The organism is Streptomyces sp. NPDC026673, assembly GCF_040638135.1.
GTDB lineage: Bacteria > Actinomycetota > Actinomycetes > Streptomycetales > Streptomycetaceae > Actinacidiphila.
On sequence record NZ_JBEZXR010000039.1, the window covers coordinates 68550 to 81852 of the forward strand.

Below are 13303 nucleotides of genomic sequence, written 5' to 3' on the forward strand. Positions count from 1 at the left end.
CGTTGCGGAATGAATAATCGAACGAGAAGTGGATCCGATGATCGTGTTGACAGCCGGCATTGTCGCTCTGAACAATCGGCGATCTCTTCCGTACCGGTGCAATGGGGGGAATCATGCAATCCCGCATCGGGGGGCCGGGCACGTCCCGGGCCTCCGTCATCGTCATGCTCATCGCGGCCCTATTGGGGGCCGCATTCCTGTCCGCCGCGCCCGGCGGTGCCGCCGGGCGCGGTCCGGCCGCCAAGGGCGACCACCACCGCCACCACGGCGGGCTCCCGGGCGGCCGCGCGGGCCTCGGCAAGGTCGACTTCACGGGCTGGGCCAAGGCCCAGCGCGCCGCCGACCGCGAACGGCGCGCCAAGGGACCGGCCCGCGGGGCCACCCAGCCCCGGGCCGGCCGCGACCTGGCGGGCGCGCGCGCCCCACTGGCCGCGGGGCCCGAACGGGCCGCGGCGGCCGCCGACGCCGGCACCAAGGCGCTCGTCCTGTACGACACCGCGGGCCCCTACGGGCACCTCGGCGAGCTGTACGCCATGGCCGCCGCCAACCTCGGCGGCCACTTCGGCACGGTGACCGCCAAGCCCGTCTCGCAGTACACCGCGGGCATGGTCGACCAGTACACGGCCACCTTCTACATCGGCTCCACCTACTACGGCGGTGCCGTCCCCGACGCCATCCCCGCCGCCTTCTACCAGGACGTGGTCACCACCACGCGCCCGGTCACCTGGCTCGCCGACAACATCTGGTCGCTGGCGAACGCGACCGGGACCGCCCAGTTCCAGGCCAAGTACGGCTGGGACCCGACCACGTCGTACTTCGAGGCGAACGGCGGCGTCGGCACCGTCACGCAGGTGACGTACAAGAACCAGACCCTCACCCGGAAGATCCCCGCCGGACAGGACGGCGGCGTGCTGCGCCCCAACATCGCGACGGGGCCCGGCTACCCGGCCGTGACGCAGCTGGCCACCGCCCGCGACACCAGCACCGGCACCGACTTCCCGTGGGCCGTGCGCTCGGCCAACCTCACTTACATCGGTGAGATCCCCTTCGCCTACGTCTCCGAGAGCGACCGGATCATCGCCTTCGAGGACCTGCTCTTCGACTCGCTCGCCCCCGCCACCGCCGAGCGGCACCGGGCCATGCTGCGGCTGGAGGACATCAGCCCCAACTCCGACCCCGCCGAGCTGCGCGCCATCGCGGACTACCTCGCCGCGGAGCAGATCCCCTACGGCATCAACGTCATCCCCGTCTACACCGACCCCAAGGGCACCTACAACAACGGCCGGGCGCAGACCGTCACCCTGGCGCAGCGCCCCCAGCTGGTCTCCACGCTGAAGTACATGCTCCAGCACGGCGCCGTGCTGATGAACCACGGCTACACCCACCAGAACGGCACCACCGCCAATCCCTACAACGGCGTGACCGGCGACGACTTCGAGTTCTACCGGGCCCATGTCGACGCCTCCGACAACGTGGTCTACGACGGCCCGGTCGCCGGCGACTCCGCCCTGTGGGCGCAGTCCCGGGTCACCCTCAGCCTCACCCAGTTCGCCCTCGCGGGTCTGCCGGTGCCCAAGCTCTGGACCACCCCGCACTACGCGGCCTCGGCGACCGACTACAAGGTCTTCGCCCAGAACTACACCGCGCGCCTGGAGCGTTCGCTGTACTTCTCCGGCACCCTCGGCGGCGGCACGAACGACCCCAACCGCTTCATCGGGCAGTTCTTCCCCTACGTCGTCAAGGACGTGTACGGCACCAAGGTGCTGCCCGAGAACATCGGCAACTACGAGCCCGAGGCCTACAACAACCACCCGGCGCGGCTGCCCGCCGACCTGATCGCCTCGGCCAAGGCGAACCTCGCCGTCCGCGACGGCTTCGCCAGCTTCTTCTACCACCCCTACTACCCGGTCCAGCCGCTCAAGGAGACGGTCGAGGGCATCCGCGCCCTGGGCTACACCTTCGTCAGCCCCGCGACCGCCGGATGACCCTGTTCGGGAGGACCGCCGCCGCGACCGTCGCGGCGGCGGTCCTCGCCCTGACCGCGGGGTGCACCACCACCGGTGCCCGGCCCGCGGACCGCCCGGACGGCCGCCCCGGCGACCGGCCCGGGGCCGCGGCGGACGAGCGGATCCACGGCATCGCGCTGCCCTCCTGGTCCGCGGGCGACTACGACAGCCCCGCCGCCGGGCGCTATCTGCGCGGCATCGCCGCCACCGGCGCACGATGGGTGTCCCTGACTCCCACCTGGTACCAATCCGGCGTCCACGACGCCTCGATGCGCACCACCGAGGAGACCGCGAGCGACGCGAGCCTGCGGCGGATCATCCGCAGGGCCCATGCCGCCGGACTGAAGGTGCTGCTCAAACCGCATGTCGACCTCACCGGCGGCGGCGACCGGGCCGGCATCAGGCCCGCCGACCGCGACGCGTGGTTCGCCGCGTACACCCGCTTCATCGCCCACTACGCGGAACTGGCGGACGGGCTCGGCGTCGAGCGGTTCTCCGTCGGCACCGAACTGGCCGGCACGTCGCGGGACGGCGGCCGCTGGCGTGCGGTGATCCGGGCCGTCCGGGAGGCCTACGCCGGCCCGCTGGTCTACGCCGCCAACTACGACGAGTACGAACGGATCCCCTTCTGGGACGCCCTCGACCTGATCGGCGTCGACGCCTACTGGCCGCTGGCCGAGCGCCCGACCGCCGACGCCCGCCGGCTGGGGGCCGCCTGGCGGCCCATCACCCGGGAGCTGGCGGCCTACTCCGCCCGGCACCACCGCCGCATCCTGTTCACCGAGGCCGGCTATGTCAGCCAGCGCGGGGCGACCACGGCGCCGTACTCCTGGACCGTCAGCCGGCAGCCCGCGGAGGCCGAGCAGGCGGCCGCGTACCAGGCGCTGCTCACCGCCCTCGACGGGGAGCGCTGGTGGGCGGGGGTGTGCTGGTGGATGTGGGACGACTGGCCGGACAGCGGGGAGACCCCGGCCCGGCTCGCGTACAGCCCGCACGGCAAACGCGCGGAGGAGGTACTGCGCCGCTGGTGGCGCACATGAACGTGACAATACGGGCTAAACGCTGACATTGTGTCGTCATGACGGCTCTCGCACCCGGCGCATCCGAGGACACGACGGACTTCGCCGACGCCGAACGCGGTTTCCTCGGTGCCCTGACCCCCGGCCGCGTCACCGATGGCACCGGCCGGGTGGTCTGGGACGGCGACGCGTATTCCTTCCTGCACGGCCCCTGCCCCGACACGGCGCACCCCGGCCTGTGGCGGCAGAGCCGGCTCGCCGCCAAGCAGGGCCTGTTCGAGGTCGTCGAAGGGATCTACCAGGTGCGCGGCCTGGACCTGTCGAACATGACCCTCGTCGAGGGGGACCGCGGAGTCGTCGTGATCGACCCCCTGCGCTCCGCCGAGTGCGCGGCCGCCGCCCTCGCCCTCTACCGCGAGCACCGCGGGAACCGCCCCGTCACCGCCCTCATCTACAGCCACTCGCACGTCGACCACTTCGGCGGCGCCCGCGGCGTGCTGCCGCACGGGCACGACCCGGTCCCCGTCCTCGCCCCGTCCGGCTTCCTGGACCACGCCGCCAGCGAGAACGTCGACGCCGGGGCCGCGATGACCCGCCGCTCCGTCTACATGTACGGCTCCGAGCTGCCCAAGGGCCCGGCCGGGCAGATCGGCTGCGGCCTCGGCCAGACCGCCTCCACCGGCAGCGTGACCCTGATCCCGCCCACCGTCCACGTCACCCGCACCGGCCAGGACGAGACGATCGACGGGGTCCGCATCATCTTCCAGCTCACCCCGGGGGCCGAGGCCCCCGCCGAGATGAACTTCCACTTCCCGGCCAAGCGCGTCCTGTGCATGGCCGAGAACGCCACCCACACCATGCACAACGTCCTGACCCTGCGCGGCGCGCAGGTCCGCGACGCCCGGTTGTGGGCGCACTACCTCAACGAGTCCCTCGTCCTCTTCGGCAACGCCTCCGACGTCGTGATCGCCTCGCACCACTGGCCCACCTGGGGCCGGGAGGCCATCCACCGGCTGCTGTCGCACCAGCGCGACCTGTACGCCTACCTCCACGACCAGACCCTGCGGCTGATCAACCGGGGCCTCACCGGCAGCGAGATCGCCGAGGAGCTGAGCCTGCCCCCGGCCCTGGAACGGCTCAACTCCAACCGCGGCTACTACGGTTCCCTCAGCCACAACGTGAAGGCCGTCTACCAGCGCTACATGGGCTGGTTCGACGGCAACCCGGCCCATCTGTGGCAGCACCCCCCGGCCGACGAGGCCCGCCGCTACGTGGACTGCCTCGGCGGCACCGACGCGACCGTCGCCAAGGCCAGGGAGTACGCCGACGCCGGCGACCTGCGCTTCGCCGTCACCCTGCTCAACCACGCCGTCTTCGCCGACCCGGGGCACGCCCCCGCGGCGGAGGAACTGGCCGTCCTCTACGAGCGCCTGGGGCACGGCTGCGAGAACGGGCCCTGGCGCAACTTCTACCTGATGGGCGCACAGGAGCTGCGGCAGGGCGTCACCAGGACCCCGGTCGTGATCGCCAACGCCGAGCTGACGGCGGCCCTCACCGTCGACCAGCTCATCGACTCCCTCGCCATCCGCGTCAACGGCCCCAAGGCCTGGGACACCCACCTGACCATCGACTGGCGCCTCACCGACGAGCACCGCACCTGGCACCTGACCCTCTCCAACGGCGCGCTGACCTACTTCTCCACCCAGGACGGGCGCCCCGGGGTCCGGCACGCCGACCTGACGCTCACCCTCACCCGGCCCGAGCTGCACCGGCTGCTGGCGGGCGGCCGCTTCGAGGGCGTCGAGCACGAGGGCGACCTGAAGGTGGTCGCGACCCTCGTCGGACTGCTGGACGGCGCGGACCAGGACTTCCCGATCGTCACCCCGTGACGGGTCCCGGCGACCCGGCAGTCCGGCGGCCCGGCACCCCCGACGCCCCGGCGCCTTCCGGCGCGCTCCGAACGGCCCGCTCCTTCGCGGCCGGGCCCGCCGTGACGGCCCGTCAAAGCGCCCGCAACGCCCCGCCATCCGCGCGGGCCGTACTCCGTTCGGCGTGATCCGCGCGCTGCCCCGGCCGTCCCGCCGAACGCCCCGCATAGCCTGACCGCCATGGTCGAACACCGCACCGTCGAGACGAACGGAATCCGGCTCCACATCGCCGAGGAGGGCGAGGGCCCGCTCGTCCTGCTGCTGCACGGCTTCCCCGAGTGCTGGTACTCCTGGCGGCACCAGTTCGCGCCGCTCGCCGCCGCGGGCTACCGCGTGGTCGCCCCCGACCAGCGCGGCTACGCCCGCAGCGAGCGGCCCGCGGCCGTCGACGCGTACACCGTCCTCGATCTCGTCGGCGACGTCATCGGACTGGTGCACGCCCTTGGCGAGAGCGGCGCCGTCGTCGTCGGCCACGACTGGGGCGCCCCGGTCGCCTGGCACAGCGCGCTGCTGCGGCCCGACGTCGTGCGCGCCGTCGCGGGTCTCAGCGTCCCGCCTACCCCGCGCAGCGGCGACACACCGCCCCTGCGGTCCATGCGGGAGCTGTACGACGGGCGGTTCTACTGGAACTACTTCGAACGCCCCGGGGTCGCCGACGCCGAGTTCGCCGCCGACCCGCGCACCACCTTCCGCCGCTTCCTGTACGGAGCCTGCGGCGACAACCCGGCCAACGACCCGGTTCCGGCCCAGCCCCTCGTCCCACCCGGCGGCGGTTTCCTCGACCTCGTCGGCGAGCCCGAGGAACTGCCGGACTGGCTCACCGAGGAGGACCTCGACACCTTCGCCGCCGAGTACACCGACGCCGGCTTCACCGGCGGGCTCAACTGGTACCGCAACCTCGACCGCAACTGGCGGCTGACCGCGCCCTGGGCCGGCGCCGCCCTCGCGGTCCCCGCCCTGTACGTGACCGGCGACCGCGACATCGTGTACGGCTTCCCGGGGATGTGCGAGCTGATCCCGGCGCTGCGGCAGCTCCACCCGACGCTGCGCGAACCGGTCGTGCTGCCCGGGTGCGGCCACTGGACGCAGCAGGAACGCCCGGCCGAGGTCAACGCCGCGCTGCTGGACTTCCTGCGCGAGGTCGCCCCTGCCACCGGCTGATCACGTGTCGCACTCCAGCACGGTGCGGCACAGCCCGCACCGTGCCCTCACCCGGCCCCGCACCGGCACCCGGATCCGCTGGTGGCACGTGGGGCAGGGGAAGGAGACCCGCTGGGGGTCGCCGCCCTCGAAGGCGTAGCCGGCGGCCGGGTACGCGGTGCCGCGCCGCCGGTCGTGGGCGTAGCGGCGGCGGCCCGCCCAGCCGCAGCCGACCATCGGCGGATGGCGCAGATCGGCCTCGGCGACCAGCAGCCCGGCCCGGTACGCCTCCCGGGCCCGGGGGCTGGTGAGCCACGGCTCGATGTCGTCGCCGAAGGCCTGTGCGCGCTTGGCCAGTACGTAGCCGAACTCCTCCGGGGTGAGGTAGCCCAGCTTGGACGCGGCCATGGTCAGCCGCTCGCCGCGCAGCGCCGGTTCCTCCCGGTAGGAGTCCAGCAGCAGCCAGCCCGCGCCCAGGTAGGCCGCGGCGGTGTCGGTGAGGATCTCGTTCTCCCGCACCCCCGGGTACTCCAGGCCGAGCCGGTGCAGATACACGTGCATGACCTCGTGCGCCAGCACCGCGCCCACATCGCGCCGGTCGTCCCGGAAGCGCGCGTGCAGCTCCACGAAGTACTCGGGTCCGGCGGCCAGTTCGACGTTGCCCGCGTGGACCATGTCCCGGAAGCTGACCACCATGCGGGCCTCCGGCAGCCGGAAGTGCTGCACGATCGCCCGGGCCACGCGCTGGGCGCCCAGGTGCAGGTCCTCGTCGGCGGGGAACGCCACCGCCTCCGGGCGCACGCTCGCCGGGAAGCGGCTCACCGTGTCGTAGGACAGCCGCCGGTAGAGCGCGGTCAGGGCGGCCCGCACCTTCTCCAGGTGCGGGAAGCCGTGCTCGATCGGGCTGGCCGACGGCTCGGTCACGGCGCCTCCCCCCAGCGGGTCCGACGCTTCGAGCCTACGCGTCGCCCCACGCCGTTGTCGCCGGGCGTTCCGGCCCGCCGTTCACTGCGCGCCGGCGGGTCCGAGGGTCTGCCCGTAGCAGAGGCAGAACGGATGCCCGGCCGGATCGGCGAAGACCCGGAAGCCGCTGCGCTGCCCGCCGCTGTCGTGCAGGAAGGACGCGCCGAGTGCGACGACCTCCTCGTGGGCCCGCTCCACGTCGGCGCGGGTGGGGACGTCGAAGTCGAGGTGGAACTGCTGGGGGTGCTCCGGGTCGGGCCAGCGCGGCGGCCGGTGGAAGGGCACCTCCTGGAAGGCGATCCGGGTGCCGTTCGGGGCCGTCAGGGTCACCCAGGAGGGGTCCTCGGCGTCCAGCTCCCAGCCGAGGATCCCCCGGTAGAAGGTGGCGAGCGCCGTCGGGTCCGGGCAGTCGATCACGGTGCACTGCAGAGTGGCGATCATCCGCCGAGCCTGCCCGGCGTCCTCCTCTGGACGCAAGATCCACGGCCGGGACCATACTTTCGGCTGATACGGAACCGGACGGTCGGGGGAGGCGGGCAGGCCCCCGCGCTCCGTAGCGTGGACCCGTGGCCGGCCCGCCCGTCGCCCGGCGGCCGGCCACCGCGTCCGTACCGTCCCCGCCCGAAGGACCCCGCCCCATGTCCGCCGCCTGTGCCGCCCCCGCAGCAACCGTCAGGACCGCCTCCGCCCGGATCGCCGCCGTCGCCGTCTGCTGTGCGGCGCTCGCGACGATCCTCGCGGTCGTCGCGGCCCGGGCGGCCGGTGTCCACGGGGCCGCCGGCCTTCCCGGCCCGGCCGTGACCGGCGCGCTCCTGCTGGTGGCGGGCGTCGGCGGCGTCCTCTACGCCGTCCGCCCGAGGTGAGCCGGGTGAGCGGGGGATGAGGATGACGCACCGCCGCATCAACGTCCTCGCCCTCGTCCTCCTCGCCGTGGCCGCCGCCGCGACCTGGGCGGTCACCCGCGCGGGGCAGGGCAGCGCGGCGGCCATCGTCCACGGCAGCACCTCCGCCCGCGCCTCCGACCCGGCCGCGCACACCCCCGTGCGCATCGACATCCCCAGCGCCGGCGTCCACGCCCGCGTCGTCGACCTCGGGCTCACCGACGACGGCACCCTCCAGACGCCCGCGGCCGAGCAGGGCGGCTACGCCGGCTGGTACGACCGCAGCGCCGCGCCGGGCGACACCGGCACCTCCGTGATCGTCGGCCACGGCGACGGCCGGCGCGGCCGCGCGGTCTTCCGCGACCTCGACGCGGTGCGCCCCGCCGACACCGTCGTCGTCACCCGCCGCGACGGCAGCCGCGCCCGCTTCACGGTCACGCGGGTCGAGGAGGTCCCCCGGCACTCCCTCCCCGCCGCGGCCCTGCGCACGGACGGCGACGCGCCCGCCCTGCGGCTCGTCACCTGCGGCGGAGAACGGGGGCACGGCGGCCACCGCGACCGCGGCCGGCCCGGCGGGATGCTGGTCGTGCACGCGACCGCCGTCCGCGCCTTCTGAGCCGCGCCGCCGTCCCGGTTGCCGCGGTATTTCCGGCGGAGGATCGTGAAGAGCGGGGCTGTCCCCGCATCGGACGACGGCGCCGAGCGCTCTCGCCGCCGCGGCATTTGGTGCGCCACCGCCGCGGGCGTCGTCCGGCGGACCCCGGGTCATGCCCCGTCGGCCGGGTCGCCTCGGGCACCCGGAACGCAGGGCCACGGGAGGCCGCGATGTGTTTCGTGCATTCTGGTACCGCAGGCGCCGGCAGCCTGGTGCAGCAGGCCTCCGCGGGACCGGCCGCGGCCGCGCTGTCGGCACTGGCCGCGGGCGGCGGAGCGGTCGGCGGCATGGACGTCGCCGGCTCCGGCAGCCCGGACGTGACGACGGGACCGGACGGGGACAAGGTCGTGGACGGGTTCGGCCGCGTACTGCACAACCGGTGGAACCGGGACCTGTCCCCGGTGACCACGGTACGGCCGGGGGAGGTCGTCCAACTGCTGTGCCGCGACGCCCTGGACATCGGCGCCGCGGCCCGGACGATGACTCCCGAGGCGACCCTGACCATCGACCTGGGGAAGGTTCATCCGCTCACCGGCGCCATCGAGGTGGAGGGCGCCAAGCCGGGCGACATCCTCGAGGTCGAGGTCCTGGACGTCGCCCCCCTCGTGGACTTCGGCTATGTCGTCGTCAGTCCGGCCCTGGGCCTCTTCGGATCCCTGCGCCCCGAACTGCTCGCCCCGCTCGCCCCCTGGAGCGAGGCCTCCCAGTTCAGCGACCCCACTCCCGGACCGGCCGCCGGCGCACTGCCGGAGGACCAGCCCTACAACAGCGGTGCCCCGTTCATCCAGTTGTTCGGCTTCGAGCGCGGCCAGACCACCGGATTCGCCACGTTCACCGGCGCCGACACCGGCCGGCAGGCCCGCATCCCCGTCGCGCCCTTCATGGGGATCATGGGCGTCGCACCCCTGCGCAAGGGCATGTACCGCACCTTCCCGCCCGATGTCAGCGGCGGAATGGGCGGCAACACCGACATCCGGCAGCTCGTCAAGGGAACGCGGATCCAGATCCCGGTCTACGCCGAGGGCGCGCTGTTCTCCGCCGGGGACGGGCACATGGCGCAGGGCGACGGAGAGGTGACCGGGACGGCCATCGAGACGCTCATGGCCGTCACGGTGCGGTTCGGCGTGATCCCGGACACCGTGATCGCCGGTCCCCGGGCCGTCGTGCCCGCCGCCGACCCGACCCAGCTGGCCATGACCGACGAGATGCTCGCGCAGGGCTACTACCAGACGACCGGCACCGGACCGGATCTGATGGAGAACGCGAAGAACGCGGTCCGGGACATGGTCGACTGGCTCGCCGGCGACCAGGGACTGAGCCTGCACGAGGCCTACACGCTCTGCAGCGTGGCGGGCGACCTGAAGATCAACGAGACGGTGGACCTGCCGTCCTGGCTCGTGTCGATGACCCTCCCGCGCGGCATCTTCACCTGACGGCCCGCCGGGACCGGACGCCCGGCGGCCCCTACGCCCGGTCCGCGCGATCGGGGACCGCGGGGAACCCCCGTGCGCCGGGGACGGGGCATGAGGGAGCATGACGGCATGCCTGCTCTCACACGTGCCGAGGCCGAGACCCGCGCCCGGCAGATCGCCGTCCGGCACTATGCCGTCGACCTGGACCTCACCCGCGGCGACGAGGTGTTCGGCTCGACCACCGTCATCGGGTTCACCGCCCTCGCCGACGGCGACACCTTCGTCGAGCTGAAACCAGCCGCCCTCCACAGCGCCGTGCTGGACGGGCGGCCGCTGGACCCGGCCGCCCTGGACGGCAACCGGCTGCCGCTCACCGGGCTCGCGGCCGGCCCGCACGAGCTGCGGGTCGAGGCGGACATGCGGTACTCCCGCACCGGTGAGGGCATGCACCGCTTCACGGACCCGGCGGACGGCGAGACGTATCTGTACACCCAGCTCTTCCTGGACGACGTGCAGCGCGTCATCGCGGCCTTCGACCAGCCCGACCTGAAGGCCGTCTTCGAGGTCACCGTCACCGCGCCGCCCGCGTGGACCGTCCTCGGCAACGGCGTGGCCGAGCGCACCGGGGAGGCCGAGGGCCGCTGGCGCGTCGCGGCGACCCCGCCGATCAGCACCTACCTGCTCGCCGTCGCCGCCGGACCCTGGCACTCGGTCCGCACCGAGCACGCGGGCCTGCCCTTCGGCCTGCACTGCCGCCGCTCCCTCGCCCCGTACCTGGACGCCGACGTCGAGGAGCTCTTCGACATCACCCGGCGCTGCTACGACCGCTACCACGAGCTGTTCGAGGAGCCGTACCCCTTCGACTCCTACGACCAGGCCTTCGTCCCCGAGTTCAACGCGGGCGCGATGGAGAACCCCGGCCTGGTCACCTTCCGCGACGAGATGGTCTTCCGCTCCGCCGTCACCGACACCGAGCGGCAGACCCGCGGCATGGTCGTGGCCCACGAGATGGCCCACATGTGGTTCGGCGACCTCGTCACCCTGCGCTGGTGGGACGACATCTGGCTGAACGAGTCCTTCGCCGAGTACATGGGCTACCAGGTGCTCTCCGAGGCCACCCGCTTCACCGGCACGTGGACCGACTTCGCCGTCGCGCGCAAGGGCTGGGGCTACGACGCCGACCAGCGCCCCTCCACCCACCCCGTCGCGCCGGCCCCGGAGGCCGTCCCCGACACCGACTCGGCGCTGCTCAACTTCGACGGCATCTCCTACGCCAAGGGCGCGTCCGCGCTGCGCCAGCTGGTCACCTGGCTCGGCCGCAAGGACTTCCTCGCCGGGATCAACGACCACTTCGCACGGCACCGCTTCGGCAACGCCGCGCTCGCCGACTTCATCGACTCCCTCTCCCGCGCCACCGACCGCGACGTCCACGGCTGGGCGGACCGCTGGCTGCGCACGACCGGCGTCGACACGCTCACCCCCGTTCCGGTGGCGGCCGACGGCGGCTGGCGGCTCGACGTGACGCACGAGGGCGGCCGCCCGCACCGCATCTCCGTCGCCGCGTACGACCGTGCCGACACCGACCCGGCCCAGCTGGTGCTGCGCGAGCGCTTCGAGACCGACGTGCCCGCGAACGGCGAGGCCTCCGGCGCCCGCCCGGGCCCGCGCCCCGACCTGGTGCTGCTCAACGACCAGGACCTCACGTACGCCAAGATCCGCTTCGACGCGCGGTCCTGGGACACCCTGGTCGCCGCGCTGCGCGGACTGCCGGACCCGCTCAGCCGCGCCCTGGTGTGGAACGCCGCCCGCGACCTCGTCCGGGACGGTGAACTCCCGCCCGCCGCCTACCTCGACGTGGCCCGCGCGCACCTGCCGCACGAGACCGACATCGCCGTCGTGCAGGGCGTGCTCGGCTTCGCCCGCGGGCAGATCGCCGACCGCTACCTCCCCGCGGCCGAGCGCCCCGGCGCCCTCGCCACCCTGGAGGACCTCGCCCGCGACCTGCTGAACCGGGAGGACCCGGGACTGCGGCTGGCCGCGGCCCGCGAGCTGATCGCCGCCACCGCCGACCCCGCCGCCCTGCGCGGCTGGTTCACCGAGGGGACCCTGCCCGGAGGTCCCGCGCTCGACCCCGAGCTGCGCTGGCAGATCCTCACCCGGCTCAGCGTCCTGGGCGCGGCCACGGCCGAGGACGTCGCCGCCGAACTGGACCGCGACCCGAGCGCCACCGGCCAGGAGGGCGCCGCCCGCTGCCGGGCCGCGCTGCCCGACCCCGAGGCGAAGCAGGCCGCCTGGGCGCGGATGTTCGAGGGCGACACGCTGTCCAACTACCTCTTCACCGCCACCGCCCAGGGCTTCTGGCAGCCCGAACAGCTGGACCTCGTCCGGGAGTACGTGCCCCGCTACTTCCCGGCCGCCGTCGCGGTCGCCGCCCGCCGCGGCCCCGCCCTCGCCGACGCCGCCGGCCGCTGGGCCTTCCCCGTGCCCGTCGTGGAGTCCGAGGTCCTGGAACTGGGCGAGGAGTGCCTGCGCTCGGGCGACCCCGCCCCCAGTCCCGCGCTGCGGCGCCGCCTCGCCGACCAGCTCGACGACCTGCGTCGCGCCCTGCGGGTCCGCACGGCCTCCGCGTAGCGGGTGCCCGGGGTGCGTCTGTGCGGGCCCGGTTGTCGTGTGCGGGTGCGTCGTGGTTGATGTTGGGGTTTCCCCGCCCGCCCGCCCTCCCCCAGCCTTCGGCCGGGGGTGCCCCCATCCGGCGCGGTCGGTGCGGGCCTGCGCTGGGCTCGTCTCGGGGTCGGTGCCGCGCCGGGGTACGCCCCCAGCCTCCGGCCGGGGGTACCCCCACCTCGGCGCTCGCGGCGCTGCCCTACATCGTTGGGCGCCGCGCGCACCGCTCGTCCCCCCCAGCCTTCGGCCAGGGGGAGCAGCCCGCCACACCCCCTCCGGTCGTTGACGCGCACGACGGCCAGAGGGGGTTCAGCAGGGCACTCGCTGCAACCCCGAACCGCTCCCTCACTCCGCACTTCCCCAGTTACCACTGGGCGGCACCCCCATGGGTCCGCCTGACCCGGTGAGCTTCGGTTGCGCACTCGCGGCAACCCCGGACCGCTTCCTCGCCCCCTGCGTCCCCCAGCTACCGCTGGGCGGTACCCCCGGGGTGCCTGACCCGGTGGGGGTGAGTTGGGCACGTGCGCCAGCCCCGGACCGCCCTTTGACCCCCCTCCGGGGATCAGGCGCGCTACGAGACGGAGGGGGCGGGGTCGTAGGGGTGGGCGTTCTGGACACTTACGTGTATTTGTTGT

General features: G+C 73.8%; 10 protein-coding genes. 8 read left to right on the forward strand and 2 right to left on the reverse strand.

The genetic code is table 11. The features are described 5' to 3' along the window. The first annotated feature begins 113 nt into the window (after window positions 1-113). From AB0F62_RS25115 to AB0F62_RS25130, 4 genes are all read left to right on the forward strand, one after another. Window positions 114-1985 (forward strand): polysaccharide deacetylase family protein, encoded by a 1872-nt coding sequence (locus AB0F62_RS25115; RefSeq protein ID WP_361803245.1) that lies wholly within the window; start codon window positions 114-116, stop codon window positions 1983-1985. Beyond that, window positions 1982-3046 carry a hypothetical protein gene (locus tag AB0F62_RS25120; protein WP_361803248.1) on the forward strand — a complete coding sequence of 355 codons (1065 nt, stop codon included), beginning with the start codon at window positions 1982-1984 and terminating at the stop codon, window positions 3044-3046. Before AB0F62_RS25115 ends, AB0F62_RS25120 begins: the two co-directional genes overlap by 4 nt. Before the next feature lie 38 nt (window positions 3047-3084). Continuing rightward, window positions 3085-4914 carry an alkyl sulfatase dimerization domain-containing protein gene (locus AB0F62_RS25125; RefSeq protein ID WP_361803251.1) on the forward strand — a complete coding sequence of 610 codons (1830 nt, stop codon included), beginning with the start codon at window positions 3085-3087 and terminating at the stop codon, window positions 4912-4914. Window positions 4915-5133: 219 nt separating this feature from the next. Next, window positions 5134-6114 (forward strand): alpha/beta hydrolase, encoded by a 981-nt coding sequence (locus AB0F62_RS25130; protein ID WP_361803254.1) that lies wholly within the window; start codon window positions 5134-5136, stop codon window positions 6112-6114. On the opposite strand, the gene AB0F62_RS25135 is transcribed toward AB0F62_RS25130, so the two are convergent. Together AB0F62_RS25135 and AB0F62_RS25140 are read right to left on the reverse strand one after the other, a co-directional pair. Then, on the reverse strand, window positions 6115-7017 hold the full coding sequence (locus AB0F62_RS25135) for a hypothetical protein (RefSeq protein WP_361803257.1): 903 nt from the start codon (window positions 7015-7017) through the stop codon (window positions 6115-6117). An 81-nt stretch (window positions 7018-7098) separates the two neighbouring features. Further along, a complete protein-coding gene (locus AB0F62_RS25140) occupies window positions 7099-7497 on the reverse strand; it encodes a VOC family protein (RefSeq protein WP_361803260.1) in 399 nt (132 codons plus the stop codon). A 197-nt stretch (window positions 7498-7694) separates the two neighbouring features. Here AB0F62_RS25140 and AB0F62_RS25145 point away from each other — a divergent pair, with 197 nt between their 5' ends. The 4 genes from AB0F62_RS25145 (at window position 7695) to pepN (ending at window position 12635) form a co-directional block, all read left to right on the forward strand. Then, complete coding sequence (locus AB0F62_RS25145) at window positions 7695-7919, forward strand: hypothetical protein (protein WP_361803263.1); 225 nt, start codon at window positions 7695-7697, stop codon at window positions 7917-7919. A 16-nt stretch (window positions 7920-7935) separates the two neighbouring features. Then, window positions 7936-8553 (forward strand): sortase, encoded by a 618-nt coding sequence (locus AB0F62_RS25150; protein ID WP_361803266.1) that lies wholly within the window; start codon window positions 7936-7938, stop codon window positions 8551-8553. A gap of 218 nt (window positions 8554-8771) precedes the next feature. Next, complete coding sequence (locus AB0F62_RS25155; RefSeq protein WP_361803269.1) at window positions 8772-10025, forward strand: acetamidase/formamidase family protein; 1254 nt, start codon at window positions 8772-8774, stop codon at window positions 10023-10025. 108 nt (window positions 10026-10133) lie between these two features. After that, window positions 10134-12635 carry an aminopeptidase N gene (gene pepN / locus AB0F62_RS25160; RefSeq protein WP_361803272.1) on the forward strand — a complete coding sequence of 834 codons (2502 nt, stop codon included), beginning with the start codon at window positions 10134-10136 and terminating at the stop codon, window positions 12633-12635. The last annotated feature ends 668 nt before the right edge of the window (window positions 12636-13303 follow it).